Source organism: Streptomyces dioscori (genome assembly GCF_003024195.1).
In the GTDB taxonomy this organism is placed as follows: Bacteria; Actinomycetota; Actinomycetes; order Streptomycetales; family Streptomycetaceae; genus Streptomyces; species Streptomyces dioscori.
The window spans coordinates 28,236-43,965 of the sequence record NZ_KZ679054.1 but is presented as its reverse complement, the minus strand read 5'-3'; the positions used below and the strand labels follow the sequence as shown (position 1 = coordinate 43,965).

General features: G+C 71.3%; 12 protein-coding genes. 6 read left to right on the top strand and 6 right to left on the bottom strand.

Annotated features, from left to right (window positions below):
- Positions 1-186: 186 nt before the first annotated feature.
- Entirely contained in the window at positions 187-1,080 is an 894-nt protein-coding gene (ppk2, locus tag C6Y14_RS34610; protein ID WP_107020845.1) for a polyphosphate kinase 2, read from the top strand.
- Between the two features lie 285 nt (positions 1,081-1,365).
- Here the strand turns inward: ppk2 and C6Y14_RS34605 are convergent, their stop codons facing one another.
- Positions 1,366-2,847 carry a sensor histidine kinase gene (locus C6Y14_RS34605; RefSeq protein ID WP_404828865.1) on the bottom strand — a complete coding sequence of 494 codons (1,482 nt, stop codon included), beginning with the start codon at positions 2,845-2,847 and terminating at the stop codon, positions 1,366-1,368.
- Positions 2,848-3,612, bottom strand: a complete 765-nt coding sequence (locus C6Y14_RS34600) for a response regulator transcription factor (protein WP_107020844.1) — start codon at positions 3,610-3,612, stop codon at positions 2,848-2,850.
- Positions 3,613-3,849: 237 nt separating this feature from the next.
- On the opposite strand from C6Y14_RS34600, the gene C6Y14_RS34595 reads away from it, so the two are divergent.
- A complete protein-coding gene (locus C6Y14_RS34595; protein ID WP_107020997.1) occupies positions 3,850-5,154 on the top strand; it encodes a glycosyltransferase family 4 protein in 1,305 nt (434 codons plus the stop codon).
- Positions 5,155-5,626: 472 nt separating this feature from the next.
- On the opposite strand, the gene C6Y14_RS34590 is transcribed toward C6Y14_RS34595, so the two are convergent.
- Entirely contained in the window at positions 5,627-6,253 is a 627-nt protein-coding gene (locus tag C6Y14_RS34590; protein ID WP_107020843.1) for an FMN reductase, read from the bottom strand.
- Positions 6,250-7,362, bottom strand: coding sequence for an LLM class flavin-dependent oxidoreductase (locus C6Y14_RS34585; RefSeq protein ID WP_107020842.1), 1,113 nt, complete (start codon positions 7,360-7,362; stop codon positions 6,250-6,252). The genes C6Y14_RS34590 and C6Y14_RS34585 overlap by 4 nt, the downstream gene beginning before the upstream one ends.
- A gap of 428 nt (positions 7,363-7,790) precedes the next feature.
- Here C6Y14_RS34585 and C6Y14_RS34580 point away from each other — a divergent pair, with 428 nt between their 5' ends.
- Positions 7,791-8,585, top strand: coding sequence for an SDR family NAD(P)-dependent oxidoreductase (locus C6Y14_RS34580; RefSeq protein WP_107020841.1), 795 nt, complete (start codon positions 7,791-7,793; stop codon positions 8,583-8,585).
- A gap of 100 nt (positions 8,586-8,685) precedes the next feature.
- Here the strand turns inward: C6Y14_RS34580 and C6Y14_RS34575 are convergent, their stop codons facing one another.
- Positions 8,686-9,879, bottom strand: a complete 1,194-nt coding sequence (locus C6Y14_RS34575; RefSeq protein WP_107020840.1) for an RtcB family protein — start codon at positions 9,877-9,879, stop codon at positions 8,686-8,688.
- A gap of 206 nt (positions 9,880-10,085) precedes the next feature.
- On the opposite strand from C6Y14_RS34575, the gene C6Y14_RS34570 reads away from it, so the two are divergent.
- The 3 genes from C6Y14_RS34570 to C6Y14_RS34560 all read left to right on the top strand — a co-directional run bounded on the left by C6Y14_RS34570 (position 10,086) and on the right by C6Y14_RS34560 (position 13,658).
- On the top strand, positions 10,086-10,997 hold the full coding sequence (locus tag C6Y14_RS34570; protein ID WP_107020839.1) for a hypothetical protein: 912 nt from the start codon (positions 10,086-10,088) through the stop codon (positions 10,995-10,997).
- Between the two features lie 149 nt (positions 10,998-11,146).
- Entirely contained in the window at positions 11,147-12,043 is an 897-nt protein-coding gene (locus C6Y14_RS34565; protein ID WP_107020838.1) for a DUF3558 family protein, read from the top strand.
- Between the two features lie 184 nt (positions 12,044-12,227).
- Positions 12,228-13,658, top strand: a complete 1,431-nt coding sequence (locus tag C6Y14_RS34560) for a DUF2637 domain-containing protein (protein ID WP_404828863.1) — start codon at positions 12,228-12,230, stop codon at positions 13,656-13,658.
- A 262-nt stretch (positions 13,659-13,920) separates the two neighbouring features.
- Here the strand turns inward: C6Y14_RS34560 and lysS are convergent, their stop codons facing one another.
- Entirely contained in the window at positions 13,921-15,690 is a 1,770-nt protein-coding gene (lysS, locus tag C6Y14_RS34555) for a lysine--tRNA ligase (protein ID WP_107020836.1), read from the bottom strand.
- Positions 15,691-15,730 lie beyond the last annotated feature (40 nt).

Below are 15,730 nucleotides of genomic sequence, written 5' to 3'. Positions count from 1 at the left end.
CCCGTATCGGGGGGTGTACCCAGCGACACCCCCGCGGTGCGCCCCGCCTCCTCGCACCGACCGCCGCTCCCCCACCACCCTTGCCACAATCTCGCGGGTCGTTTACCTGGACTTCGCCGTCCGTACGCCTCCGCTTGCTTTCATCGCACACATGCCCACTCCTTACCGGCCCTCCTGAGGAGAGACATGACCGAGCTGCTGAGTGGCATGAGCGTCGACTACAGCGACCACGACGATCCGGTGCTGATCCGCCCCGACGGCACCCCGGTGGACACCTGGCGCGAGAACTACCCGTACGCGCAGCGCATGGAACGCGCGGAGTACGACCTGCACAAGCGGCTGCAGCAGATCGAGCTGCTGAAGCTGCAGGGCTGGATCAAGGAGACGGGGCGCCGGCTCGTCGTCGTCTTCGAGGGGCGGGACGCGGCCGGCAAGGGCGGCACGATCAAACGCTTCACCGAGCACCTCAACCCGCGCGGCGCCCGGGTGGTGGCTTTGGAGAAGCCGACCGAACGCGAGCGCGGGCAGTGGTACTTCCAGCGGTACGTCGAGCATCTGCCGACCGCCGGGGAGATCGTGCTCTTCGACAGGTCCTGGTACAACCGGGCGGGCGTCGAGCGGGTCATGGGCTTCTGCTCGGACGACGAGTACCGGCGTTTCATGCGGCAGGCGCCCGGGTTCGAGCGGATGCTCGTCGACGACGGCGTGGACCTGGTGAAGTTCTGGTTCTCGGTGTCGCAGGGCGAGCAGCGCACCCGTTTCACGATCCGCCAGGTCGACCCCGTACGGCAGTGGAAGCTCAGCCCGATGGACCTCGCCTCGCTGGACCTGTGGGACGACTACACCGCCGCGAAGGTGGCCATGTTCCGCGAGACGGACACCGAGCAGGCCCCGTGGACCGTGGTGAAGAGCAACGACAAGAAGCGGGCCCGCGTCGAGGCCATGCGCAGTGTGCTGGCCCGCTTCGACTACACGGACAAGGACCACGAGGTGGTCGGGGAACCGGATCCGAGGGTCGTGGGCGAGGCGGCGACCCTCCTGGAGGAGGGCGAGGACGACGACCTGCGCGAGGGCTGGTGACGAGGGCGTGGCCACGACCCCGGCCGACAGCCACCGCACCGGCCGACCGACAGCCACGGCCCTGGTCGGCCGACGGCCAGGAGCCCGCCCGCCGACGGCGGCCCCGTCGGCCGACGGCCAGGAGTCCGGCCGCCGACCGTCACGACCCCGATCGGCCGGCCGCCGGCCACGACCGCTGGTCGGCCCTTCGCCGTCCACCGCGAGGGCGGCGGCCCGGTCGGTCGACGGCCATGAAACCGGTCGGACCCAACCGCCCCAACCACCCCATGCGGACCGCGCGCCCCGTCACCCCGCCCGGCCGGTGCCGGTGCCGGTGCCGGTATCGGTGACGGTGACGGTGAAGCCCGTTACCGAGCCGCCGCCCTCGCGGCGGACGGCGAACGGCGATCCCCCGTGCGCGGACGCGACCTCGCGCACGATCGAGAGGCCGAGCCCGGAACCGGGCAGGCTGCGCGCGTCCGGCGCGCGGTAGAAGCGGTCGAAGACCCGGTCGAGATCCTCCTGGGCGATACCCGGCCCCCGGTCCAGGACCTCGACCCGGACGGTGTCACGGTCGGCGCGCGTCACGACGAGGTCGATCGGCCCGCTGCCGCCCCGGTCGAACTTCGCCGCGTTGTCCACCAGGTTGGACATCGCCCGCTGGAGCGCCGCGGGCCGCCCGTCGACCACCGTGTCCCCGGAGACCCGTACCGTCACCGCCCGCCCCGTGCGCCGGCGCGCCGCCACCGCCACGTCGTCCGCGAGGTCGCCGAGCGCCACCCGCCGCGGCGGCTCGGTGTCGGACTGGCCGGCCGCCAGCGCGACCAGCTCGTTGACCAGGTCGGTCAGCTCGCGGGACTCCTGGGCGAGGTCGTCGACCAGCTCCTCGCGGACGGCGGGCGGCAGTTCGTCGATCCGGCGCAGGATCGAGATGTTCGTGCGCAGCGAGGTCAGGGGCGTACGCAGCTCGTGTCCCGCGTCCTGGACGAGGCGCCGCTGGTCGTCCTCGGACTGGGCGAGCCGGCCCAGCATGCGGTCGAAGGACCGGCCGAGCCGGGCCACCTCGTCGTACCCGGCGACCGGCACCTGGATGCCGAGCCGCCCGGTGCGCGCCACATCCTCGGCGGCGCCCGCGAGCCGCACCAGCCGCGAGGTGATGCGCCGGGCCAGCCACCAGCCGAAGAGCCCGGCGGCGAGCACCACGGCGCCCACCAGCAGCACGGTCCGCTGCTGGAGGTCGCGCAGCAGATCCTCCGTACCGCTGAACTCCTGCGCCACCTGTACGGCGCCCCGCCCGCCGCCGAGCGAGACGGTCGCGACGCGGTAGACGCCGTCGCCGACGTCGACGTCCCGGTGCTCCACCAGCCGCCCGGCGGCCTGCGCGGCGGCGATCGGGCGGTCGGCGGCGGCCACGGGGAGCGGCGTCCGGCCCCGGTCGACGACGGATCCGTCAGGACCCAGGACCTGGACGACCGTGCCGCCGGGCCGGACGAGTTCGTCGCGCGGCCCGCCGCCCGCGCCCGCGGTGGCGAAGTCCGCGGGCTCCAGCGGGTTGCGGCGCACCTCGTCGAACAGATCCTGCACGACGCCCTCGAACACGGTCTGCTGGTCCACGCGCACGAGCCGGGCGGCGGCGTCGTACGACAGGAAGCCGACGAGGACGGTGACGGCCGCCGCGACGGCCGCGAACGACACCGTGAAGGTGGTCCGCAGCGACGTCAGCCGGGCCCGCGCCACCCACCGCCCGAACCGGCCCGGCCGGCCGGTCCGCACGCCCGTGGGCCGCACTCAGTCCTCCCTCAGCACGTACCCCACGCCCCGCACGGTGTGGATCACCGAGGGCACGACGGCCGAACCGGACACACCGTCCGCACCGGGCCCACCGGCCGCACCGGCCGCTCCTCCCGGCTCGTCGAGTTTGCGCCGCAGATAGCCGACGTACACGGCGAGGTTCTTGGATCCTGGCCCGAAGTCGTATCCCCAGATGCGGTCGTAGATGGTGGTGTGGTCGAGAACGATGCCCGCGTTGCGGACGAGCAGCTCCAGCAGGTCGAACTCGGTGCGCGTCAGCTCGATCTCCCGCGCGCCCCGCCAGACCCGCCGGGCCTGCGGGTCGAGGCGCAGGCCCGCGGCGGCGATCTGGCCATCGGGCGCGCGCTGCGGTTCGCTGGGTACGTCGTCGGGGGCGCCCGTGCGCCGGAGCAGGGCCCGGAGCCGGGCGAAGACCTCCTCGACGTCGAAGGGCTTGACCACGTAGTCGTCGGCGCCGGCATCCAGGCCCGCGATGCGGTCCGCGGTCTCGACGAGCGCGGTCAGCATCAGGATGGGGGTGCGGTTGCCCTCGGCACGCAGGACGCGACAGACCTGGAGGCCGTCGATGCCGGGCATCATCACATCGAGAACGAGCACGTCAGGAGGCGTGCGATGGGCCTGCGCGAGCGCCTGCACACCGTCGGCGACGGCGGTGACCTCGTATCCCTCCAGGCTCAGGGCCCGTTCCAGGGCGTGGCGGATCGCGCGGTCGTCCTCGGCGAGCAGCAGATTGTGGGGCACGGCACCAGTCTGCCAAGCGCTTCTGTACGTACTACCTGATGACTGGGGGCCGGGGCCGGACCTCTTACCCGGCTCTCACCCCGCCGGGACCGGTGGCTTACCTCGCCCCGCCACTGTGTCCCATGTGCCGGGGGCGAGCGCCGCGACGGGGAGGGCCACGCACCGATGAAGCGCACTGGACGCACGGAGCGTACGGAACGCACGGAGCGTACGGCAGACGAGGGGGCCGCGAAGCGCATGAGCCGTACGGGGCGCAGCCGCACGGGCCGCACGGGCCGCAGGAAGATCGTGTTCCTGCTGCACAACGCGTACGCCATCGGGGGGACCGTCCGTACGACGCTCAACCTCGCGGCGGCGCTGGCCGACCACCACGACGTGGAGATCGTGTCCATGCGGCGGCACCGGGCCGAGCCGCGCTTCACGATCGACCCGCGGATCACGGTCGTCCCGCTGGTGGACGAACAGGACGGCAGCGCGGACCTCACCGACCCCGAGTACACGCTCCCGGCGACGGACTTCCCCAACTCCGACAAGCGCTACGAGCAGTACACGCGCCTCACCGACCGGCGGGCCGCCGCCTATCTGACCGGCTCCGACGCCGACGTGATCATCGGCACCCGCCCCGGCATCAACGTCTACGTCTCCCTCTTCGCGCCGCGCCGGGCCCTGCGCATCGCCCAGGAACACCTGCGGCACGACCAGCACACCAAACGGCTGCGGAGCGTGCTGGCACGGCACTACCGCCGGCTGGACGCGGTCGTGACGACGACGGAGGCGGACGCGGAGGTGTACCGGCGGCGGATGAACCTGCCGGGGGTGCGGGTCGCGGCCGTGCCGAACATCGTGCCGGCGCCCGAGGGCATCGTCCGCGACACGACGACGAAGGTCGTGGCCGCGGCGGGCCGGCTGGTCCCCGGCAAACGCTTCGACCTGCTGATCGAGGCCTTCTCGGCGGTCGCCTCGAAGGAGCCGGACTGGCGGCTGCGGATCTACGGCGGCGGCGCGCAGCGCGACCACCTCCAGGACCTGGTGACCGGCCTCGGCCTGTCCGAGCACGTACGCCTCATGGGTCCGCGCACCCCCATCGAGGCGGAGTTCGCCAAGTCGGCGATGGTGGTGTCGGCCTCGGACGCGGAGTCGTTCGGGATGACGCTGGTCGAGGCGATGCGCTGCGGGGTGCCGGTGATCAGCACGGACTGTCCGCTGGGGCCGGCGGAGATCATCACCGACGGGGTCGACGGACGGCTGGTGCCGGTGGGTGACTCCCGCGCGCTCGCCGAGGCGATGCTCGACCTGATCACGGACGAGCCACTGCGGCTCGCGATGGGCGAGGCGGCGCTGGCGGGTTCGCACCGCTACGACGCGGAGCCGATCGTGGGCCGCTACGAGGCCCTTCTCACGGACCTCGGCTCCACGCGGGGCCGCCGGGCATGGACCCGCACCCGTGCCCGCGCGGCGTCCTGGACCCGCCGCCAGTCCCGAAAACTCCGCCGCACACTCCCAGGCGCCCACGCCCCCGACCCCCGGACGACGGGGCCCTGAGGGGCTGCCCCCGACTGTCCGACTGCGGGCCCGGCGGGGGCTGCCCGCGACGGCCCGGCTGCGGGCCCGACGGGGTCTGACCCCGGCTACCCGGCTGCGGGCCCGGCGGGGGCTGGCCGCGCAGTTCCCCGCGCCCCTGAGGGGGCGGAGGCTGGGGTGCGAATTCGACTGCGGCCCGGCGGGGGCTGAGCGCGCCGTTCCCCGCGCCCCTGGGAGGGCGGGGGCGAGGGTCTGGAGTTCGGCCGCGGGTCGAGGGGGTCTCACCCCAGGCCCAGTAAGGGGCGCGGGGAACGGCGCGGCCAACCCCCACCGAACCCGCAGCCGATCAGCCGGGCTCCAGCCCCACCCCCTCAGGGGCGCGAGGAACAGCGCGGCCAACCCCCACCGAACCCGCAGCCGAACAGCCGGGCTCCAGCCCCGCTCTTCAGGGGCGCGGGGAACGGCGCAGACAAGCTCCACCGAACCCGCGCCCTCAAGGCGACCGCAGCGCGGCGAGTTGCTCCGCGAACGGGACCACCTCGAAACCTCCGACCTGCACACCCACCCCCGGAGCCGGAGGCCCAGGCACAGACGGCCCCCCACCCCCCATCAGCCCGACCAACTCCCCCGCGGCCCGCCCGATCCGCTCGGCGAGCCCTTCCGCCCCCCAGTCCTCCGAAGCCGCGTACACCCCGGTCGGCACGACCACCGCCCGGAGGTACGCGAACAGCGGCCGCATCGCGTGCTCCAGCACCAGCGAGTGCCGGGCCGACCCCCCGGTCGCCGCGACGAGCACCGGCTTCCCGGCCAGCGCGTCCCGGTCCAGGACGTCGAAGAACGACTTGAACAGTCCGCTGTACGAGGCGGAGAAGACCGGCGTCACCACGATCAGCCCGTCCGCACCCGCCACCGCGGACAACGCCGCCCCGAGCGCGGGCCCGGGAAACCCGGTGGTCAGGTTGTGCGCGATCTCGACCGCGAGATCCCGCAGCTCGACCACCTGGACCTCGACCCCGCCCCCGCCCCCACTCCCGGCAGAAGCCGCCGCGGCAAGCCGGTCTCCCAGCAACCGCGTGGACGACGGAACACTCAGCCCCGCCGAGACGACGACCAGCTTCATGACGCGGTCACCTCCTGGCCCGCCTCGGCCGTGGCAGCGGCAGCCGCGGCGACCCGCGACGCGTGTGTGGGCGCGTCCGGCACCCCGGCCGCCCGCCTCTTGGCGAACTCCTCACGCAGCACGGGCACGACCTCCTCGCCCAGCATGTCGATCTGCTCCAGCACGGTCTTCAGCGGCAGCCCGGCGTGGTCGACGAGGAACAACTGCCGCTGGTAGTCACCGGCGTAGTCCCGGAAGGACAGTGTCTTCTCGATGACCTGTTCGGGCGAGCCGACCGTGAGCGGCGTCTGCTCGGTGAACTCCTCCAGCGACGGCCCGTGCCCGTACACCGGCGCGTTGTCGAAGTACGGCCGGAACTCCCGCACCGCGTCCTGCGAGTTGCGCCGCATGAAGATCTGCCCGCCGAGTCCGACGATCGCCTGTTCGGGCGTGCCGTGGCCGTAGTGCGCGTACCTCGACCGGTACAGCTCGACCATCTGCTTGGTGTGGTCGGCCGGCCAGAAGATGTTGTTGTGGAAGAACCCGTCGCCGTAGTACGCGGCCTGCTCGGCGATCTCCGGCGAGCGGATGGAGCCGTGCCAGACGAACGGCGGCACGCCGTCCAGCGGCCGCGGCGTCGAGGTGAACGACTGCAGCGGCGTACGGAACTTGCCCTCCCAGGTCACCGTCTCCTCGCGCCACAGCCGGTACAGCAGGGCGTAGTTCTCGACGGCGAGGTTGATGCCCTGGCGGATGTCCTTGCCGAACCAGGGGTAGACCGGGCCGGTGTTGCCGCGCCCCATCATCAGGTCCACGCGGCCGTCCGCGAGGTGCTGGAGCATCGCGAAGTCCTCGGCGATCTTCACCGGGTCGTTGGTGGTGATGAGGGTGGTGGAGGTGGAGAGGATGAGGTTCTCGGTGCGGGCGGCGACCCAGCCGAGCATGGTGGTCGGGGACGACGGCACGAACGGCGGGTTGTGGTGCTCACCGGTCGCGAAGACGTCGAGCCCTACTTCCTCGGCCTTCTGCGCGATGGCGACCATGGCCTTGATCCGCTCATGCTCGGTCGGGGTCCGGCCCGTGGTGGGGTCCGGCGTGACATCGCCGACGGTGAAGATCCCGAACTGCATGGCTACCTCATCCTCCAGGTTGTTGACGATTCAACTATACCCCTGAACGCCCCCTTGACCCGGCCTATTCCCACGCCCCACCGACCCGCAGCCGAACTGCGCACCCCCACCCCACCCCCTAGGGGCGCGGGGAACTGCGCGACCAGCCCCCACCGGCCCGCAGCCCAAACCCAGGGGCGCGGGGAACGGCGCAGTCTTTCAGGGGCGCGAGGAACTGCAGTGGGTCACCGCATGTATGCCATCCCGGCCACCCCCCGGGCGCCGCCATCAGGTGAGACGTCCGGCCACCCCCCGGGCGCCGCCATCAGGTGAGACGTCCGGCCGCCCACCGGGCCCGCCTATCCTGGCCGGGAGAGCAATCGACCGTACGAGCGAGCACCGGCCGCAGCCCAGCCCGCCCCGCCCGCCCCCTCCGCCGAGGAGCACCCATGACCGCCCCCGCATCCGCCGCATCCACCGCGCCCGCCGCCGCGTCCCGTATCGCCGTCGTCACCGGCGCGAGCAGCGGAATCGGTGCCGCGACGGCCCGGCAGCTGGCGGCCGCGGGCTACCGGGTGGTTCTCACGGCCCGCCGCAAGGACCGTATCGAGGCGCTCGCGGAGGAGATCGGCGCGGCGGGCGGCGAGGCGATGGCGTACGCGCTGGACGTCACCGACCGTGCGGCGGTCGACGAGTTCGCGACGGCCTTCAAGAAGATCGGCGTCCTGATCAACAACGCGGGCGGCGCGCTCGGCGCCGACCCGGTCGCGTCGGGCGACCCCGCGGAGTGGCGCCAGATGTACGAGACGAACGTCATCGGCACGCTGAACGTCACCCAGGCCCTCCTCCCGGCGCTGACCGCGTCCGGCGACGGCACGGTGGTCGTCGTCTCCTCGACCGCGGGCCACGGCACCTACGAGGGCGGCGCCGGCTACGTGGCCGCCAAGCACGCCGAGCACGTCCTCGCCGAGACGCTCCGCCTGGAGATCGTCGGGACCCCGGTCCGGGTCATCGAGATCGCCCCGGGCATGGTCATGACCGACGAGTTCGCCCTGACCCGCTTCGGCGGCGACACGGAGAAGGCCGCGAAGGTCTACGCCGGGGTGGCCGAACCCCTCACCGCCGAGGACGTCGCCGAGACGATCACCTGGACGGTCACGCGCCCCTCGCACGTCAACATCGACCTGCTGGTGGTACGCCCCCGCGCCCAGGCCTCCAACACGAAGGTCCACAGGGAGCTGTAGCCCCGGACGGACGCCGGGCCCGGACGGACGCCGAACCTGCCCGGGACGGACGCCGCAGAAAAGAAATCCGTGCCGCATGAATTCATGCGGCACGGATTCGTCAGCCCTTCACGCACACGACCTGCTTCAGCTTCGCCACCACCTCGACCAGATCCCGCTGCTGGTCGATGACCTGCTCGATCGGCTTGTACGCGGCCGGGATCTCGTCCACGACACCGGAGTCCTTTCGGCACTCCACGCCCCGCGTCTGCTCCTCCAGGTCCTTGACCGTGAAACGGCGCTTGGCCGCGTTACGGCTCATCCGCCGGCCCGCGCCGTGCGAGGCGGAGTTGAACGCCTTCTCGTTGCCGAGACCCTTCACGATGTACGAACCGGCACCCATCGAGCCCGGGATGATGCCGTACTCGCCGGAGCCCGCGCGGATGGCGCCCTTGCGGGTGACCAGCAGGTCCATGCCCTCGTACCGCTCCTCGCTCACGTAGTTGTGATGGCACGAGATCTCCGGCTCGAAGGTGACCTTCGCCTTCTTGAACTCCCGGCGGACGACGTCCTTCGAGATCGCCATCATGATCGCGCGATTGTGCTTCGCGTACTCCTGCGCCCAGAAGAGATCGTGCCGGTACGCCGCCATCTGCGGGGTGTCCGCGATGAATACGGCGAGGTCGCGGTCGATCAGCCCCTGATTGTGCGAGAGCTTCTGCGCGATACCGATGTGATGCTCCGCGAGTTCCTTGCCGATGTTCCGGGAACCGGAATGCAGCATGATCCAGACCGAGTCGTCCGAGTCGAGGCAGAACTCCCAGAAGTGGTTTCCGCCGCCCAGGGTGCCCATCTGCTTGGTGGCGCGCCCCTGACGGAACTTCACCGCCTCAGCGACCCCGTCGAACCGCCCCCAGAAGTCGTCCCACCCGCGGGTGGCGAGACCGTGGAAGCCGCCGGGGTCGACCGGGCTGTCATGCATGCCCCGTCCGACCGGAATCGCCTGCTCCACCTTCGACCGCAGGTGGGACAGGTCGCCCGGCAGGTCGTTGGCCGTCAGGGACGTCTTGACGGCGGACATGCCGCAGCCGATGTCCACCCCGACGGCCGCCGGACACACCGCGCCCCGCATCGCGATGACCGATCCGACCGTCGCGCCCTTTCCGTAGTGCACGTCCGGCATGACGGCCAGGCCCTTGATCCAGGGGAGCGTGGAGACGTTGCGGAGCTGCTGCATCGCCCCTTCCTCCACCGACGCCGGGTCCGCCCACATACGGATCGGAACCTTCGCCCCCGGCATCTCCACGTACGACATATCGTCCTCATTCCCCCGGAAAACCAACAGAAGTCTTAAATCGCAAAACCGGCGCCAAGGCCAACGTTTGGGACAACGGACCGGCGTCCACGGCAGTGCGTGCGATACACATTGTCTCCAGGCCGCACCCCCGTGCGGCAACCGAATAACCACAGGACACCCTGGTCGTGAGCACAGTCGATCGACCCGTCGAGAGGAGCCCCACCGTGCAGCGGAAGGCGTACGTACCCGGCGTCGCCGCGCTCCTCGCGGTCGTGCTGGCCGGCTGCACCGGCGGCTCGCCGGACGGCGGCGGCCAGGACGACCCGAAGCCGGGCGGCACGACGTCGACGGCCACCGCGGCGCAGCCCGGCAAGTACCGCACCCTCCCCGAGCCCTGCGGCGCGGTGTCGCACGGCACCCTGGACTCGCTGCTGCCGGGCATCGAGCAGCTCACGGACGAGGAGCAGCGCGAGAAGGCCTACGAGGGCACGGCGACGGTCACGTACGACACGGACCGGAAGGTCGGCTGCCGCTGGAAGGCGGAGTCGGCGACCGCGACGGACCATCTGCTGGTGGATTTCGAGCGGGTGGTCTCCTACGACAACACGGTCAGCGACGACGACCGCGCGGAGGAGATCTACGCGAAGAAGGAGGTGGCGGCGGACCTTCCGGTACCGGCCGCGTCGTCCTCCGCCTCGTCCGAAGCGCCTGACGCGTCCGGGTCGTCCGGTTCGGGAGCCGGGTCGACCGCCGGTGGCGACACGTCCGGCACGTCCGGTGCGTCGGACGACGCCACCGGTGACGGCGACAGCGGTTCCTCCGAGGACGCGAACCCCTCCACCGACCCCTCCACAGACCCGTCCGCGGACCCCTCCGCCAGTGGCGTCCCGGGCTCCACGCCCAGCGCCCTGCAGCCCCGCACGCTCGACGATCTGGGCAACACCGCGTTCCTCGACGACGCGCTGAACGACTCCAAGCAGCGCACGGTGACTGTGGTGTTCCGCACGTCCAACGTGGTCGTGACCATCCAGTACGACGAGCAGCCGGCGACCACCACGGACATCCCGAGCAGCGAGGACATGCAGGACAGGGCGCGGAAACTGGCGGGTCAGCTCGCCGAGTCGTTCAGCGATTAGGGACGGTCGGCGAGGGTTTCGGCCCTGGCGGAACCTGAGCCGCACATGTCCCGTTCGGGCTACCGTGGCTCCTCGGACCCGACCGAGTGCGGTCAGGCGGAGAACGCGGCCGTCCGCACGTACACCCGAGCGTCTTGAGTGAAGGAACCATGCACCGATCCGTACAGCGACACCGTCAGCGACTCACCCGCGTCCTCGTCGGGGCGGCCGTCCTCCCGGTGATGCTCGTCGCCTCCGGCTGCTCCTCGGACTCCGGCGACGGCTCCGGCGACGACGCGAAGAAGGAGTCCGGTTCCTCGGCGTCGTCCTCCGCCACGGAGGCGGCCGCGGTGGTGAAGGAGGCGACGTACGCGAAGCTCCCCGAGCCGTGCAAGGTGTTCTCCTCCAAGACGCTGAAGGAGCTCGTCCCGGAAGGCACCAAGTCCGGCAAGGAAGGCAAGTCCGAGGACATCAGCACCCGCGGCAACTGCTCCTGGGACAGCCTGGACAACAAGGGCGTGGACGGCTCGCAGTTCCGCTGGCTGAACGTGTCGCTGCTGCGCTTCGAGTCGGACCAGACGCGGGGCACGGGCGAGAAGCTGGCCTCGGAGTACTACACGAAGCACGCCGAGGACGCGCGTGCGGTCGAGGACGCGAAGAACACCAAGTCGCAGCCGGTGTCCGGCACGGGCAACGAGGCGACACTGGTGACGTACGACCTGAAGAAGAAGGAAGGCACCTTCCGGCAGCAGACGCTCGTGACGCGCGTGGAGAACGTCGTCGTGACGGTCGACTACAACGGCGCGGGCCTCGCGGGCAACGACTCCCCGAAGGCGGCCGATCTGACGAAGTCGGCGCAGAAGGCCGCGAAGGAGGCCGTGCAGGCGGTCGTGACCGCGAACGGCGGCGGTGGCGGGGCCACCTCCGGGTCGGGCACCGACGCGAGCGCTTCCCCGAGCAAGTCCGCGAGCAAGTCCGCGAGCGAGAGTTCCGGCAAGGGTTCGGACCTCGGCGGCGGCTCCGACGACGGCGCGAGCCCCAGCAGGTCCGCCACCAAGAAGGACTGACACAGGGCCCGAGTCGGGAACCGCGGCGTCCAGTTCGACCGCCCTCCCACTCGCAGCCCTACCAGGACATTTGGTGGAGCCCGGCCCCCACGGAGGCCGGGCTCCACCCGTACCGGGCATCCGGACCCCGTACACATGTGCCACTCTGTTGCGCGCAACAGGTCGTAAGGGGAGGGGAGTACGGGTGGCCGCGCCTATGCAGCTCACCAAGACGCACAAGATCCTCATCGGAGTGGTGGTCTTCGGGGCGGTCGTCATCGCGGCGATCGGCTTCGCCGGCTCCTACGCCGCGGTGCGTGAACTCGCCCTGGAGAAGGGCTTCGGGAACTTCAGCTACGTGTTCCCGATCGGCATCGACGCGGGCATATGCGTCCTGCTCTCGCTCGACCTGCTCCTCACCTGGATCAGGATCCCGTTCCCGCTGCTGCGGCAGACGGCCTGGCTGCTGACGGCCGCGACGATCGCCTTCAACGGCGCCGCCGCCTGGCCGGACCCGCTCGGCGTGGGCATGCACGCGGTCATCCCGATTCTGTTCGTGGTCTCCGTGGAGGCGGCCCGGCACGCGATCGGCCGGATCGCCGACATCACCGCCGACAAGCACATGGAGGGCGTACGCCTCACCCGCTGGCTGCTCTCCCCGCTCCCCACGTTCCTCCTGTGGCGCAGGATGAAGCTGTGGGAGCTGCGCTCCTACGAGCAGGTCATCAAGCTGGAGCAGGAACGTCTCGTCTACCAGGCGCGGCTGCGCTCCCGTTTCGGCCGCTCCTGGCGCCGCAAGGCCCCGGTGGAGTCCCTGATGCCGCTGCGGCTCGCCCGCTACGGCGTCCCCCTCGCCGAGACCGCGCCCTCCGGCCTCGCGGCGGCGGGCATCGAGCCCGCGCTGCTGCCCCCGGCGCCGCAGCCCGCGCTGGAACCGGCCGAGGCGTCCGCGAGCGGCCGGACCCCCGCGGCGGCGGCAGCGGTACGGGACGACGACGCGGCCGGCGACCGGGCGCGGCGCCCCGCTCCTGAGAGCGACGAGTTCACCGAGCCCCCCGAGCAGCCGGACCAGGCCGAGCCGCAGAACCCGTGGCTCCAGGCCCGGAACCCCCAGTCCGTCGAGTACCAGGGCGGCTACGACCCGACGTACGACCCGCAGGCCGCGTACACCCAGTGGTACGCGGAGCAGCAGCAGGCCGAGGAGTTCGAGGAGCAGCAACGGCTCCAGGACGAGCGGCGGTTCCAGAACCGGCGGCGGTTCGAGCAGGAGGCGGTCCCTCAGCAGCAGGAGGCGTTCGCCCAGCAGCAGGCGTTCCCGCAGCAGCAGTACGCGGAGCAGGAGCCGCAGGACCCGGCCCCCGAGCCGTCTCCGGAGGACACCGGTACCTTCCCGATCCCGACCGGCTCCGGCCGTACCCGCGAGCTGGGTACGGGCGGCGGCACGGAGCCGACCGAGGAGGACTACTACCTGGTCTTCAAGAAGTCGATAGACGGCAGCTATCCGACCTCGGGCCAGTTCCGGGGCAACGTGGAGGACACGTACGGCACCACGCTCCCGCAGCGCGAGGCCGACCGGCTGGTCGCCCGCTTCACCAACCGCCACACGGCGGAGCTCCAGGAGGACCACATCGCCTAAGGGCTGTCCCGTAACTCCCGGTGGATCAGCGCGCGGCGTCAGATGCGGTACATCGCAAGGCGCCGGGTCGCCTTCATACCGGGTGTATTCGGGCGATCCGGCAACGCCGCGAGGTGCCGTAGCTGTCGTCGTGTGCCCGCCGGGAGTTACGGGACAGCCCTTAGCGCCAGGCGCAGGTGTGCCAGTATTTACTGGCTGTACGCGGAAGGGGGCGCCCGGTGAACTCCGGGCGCCCCCTTCCGCGTACAGCCGGCGACAAGTGCTACGCGCCGAGCAGCTTCCTCACCCGCTCCTGGCCCACCGCGAGCAGCAGCGTGGGCAGGCGCGGGCCGGTGTCGCGGCCCACCAGCAGGTGGTAGAGCAGCGCGAAGAACGTGCGCTGGGCGACCTTGATCTCCGCCGGGAGCTCCTTGGGCGTGGCGTCGGCGGAGAAGCCGGCCTGGACCTTCGGAACGCCGTAGACGAGGTGGGTGAGCCCGTCCAGCGACCAGTGCGTGTCGAGACCGTCGAGCAGCAGCCGCAGTGAGGCCCGGCCCTGGTCGTCGAGGGACGCGAGGAGTTCGGCGTCCGCGTCCTTGCGCACGACGGTCCGCTGGTCGGCGGGGACCTGGGTGTTGATCCAGGCCTCCGCCTTGTCGAGCCGCGGCCGGACCTCGTCGAGCGAGGTGATCGGGTCCGCGGGGTCGAGCTCGCCGAGGATGCGCAGGGTCTGGTCCTCGGCGCCGGCGGTGATGTCGGCGACGGAGGCGAGCGTGCGGTAGGCCATCGGCCGGGGCGTCTTCGCGAGTTCCCCGGCCGCGGTGCCGACGGCGCGCGCGTGGGCGGCGACGTCCCCCGGCAGGGCGGACCCGTCGTCGACCTTGCCGCCCAGCTTGTCCCACTCGTCGTAGAGCCGCTGGATCTCCTGGTCGAAGGCGATCTTGAACGACTGGTTGGGCCGCCGGCGGGCGTAGAGCCACCGCAGCAGCTGCGGCTCCATGATCTTCAAAGCGTCGCCCGGAGTCGGCACCCCGCCCTTGCTGGACGACATCTTCGCCATCCCGGAGATCCCCACGAAGGCGTACATGGGCCCGATGGGCTGCTTGCCGCCGAAGATGCTGCCGACGATCTGCCCGCCGACCTGGAAGCTGGACCCGGGGGACGAGTGGTCGACACCGCTCGGCTCGAAGACGACGCCCTCGTAGGCCCAGCGCATCGGCCAGTCGACCTTCCAGACGAGCTTGCCGCGATTGAACTCGCTGAGCCGGACGGTCTCCGAGTAGGCGCATTCGCTACAGCTGTACGTCAGCTCGGTGGTGTCGTCGTCGTAGGCCGTGACGGTGGTGAGGTCCTTGCCGCAGCCGCCGCAGTACGGCTTGTACGGGAAGTACCCGGCGGACCCGGTGCCGTCGTCCTCGGCGGCGGCGCCGGATCCCTCCGCGGCCTCAAGCTCGGCCTCGTCGACGGGCTTCTGCGACTGCTGCTTCTTCGGGGGCGCCTTCTTAGTCCGGTACTGGTCGAGGATCGCGTCGATGTCACCCCGGTGCTTCATCGCGTGCAGGACCTGCTCGCGATACACACCCGAGGTGTACTGCGCTGTCTGGCTGATCCCGTCGAACTCGACGCCCATCTCGGCGAGCGCCTCGACCATGGCGGACTTGAAGTGCTCGGCCCAGTTCGGGTACGCGGAGCCTTCCGGGGCGGGTACGGAGGTCAGGGGCCGGCCGATGTGCTCGGCCCAGGACGCGTCGACCCCCGGGACGCCGTTCGGCACCTTGCGGTACCGGTCGTAGTCGTCCCACGAGATCAGGTGCCTGACCTCGTGGCCGCGCCGCCTGATCTCGTCGGCGACCAGGTGCGGGGTCATGACCTCGCGCAGGTTGCCCAGGTGGATGGGGCCGGAGGGGGACAGTCCGGACGCGACGACGATGACCGGAGCGGTAGCGACTGATGTCTGCGCGCCCGGGGCTCGGCGCTCCGACTCCTCGATGACCTCATCCGCGAAACGGGAGACCCAGTCGGTGGTCTCGGTGCTCTGAGCCACGATCGGCACGTCCTTCTTTCCTACGGGTTCGCACGGCTGACCGGCTCAT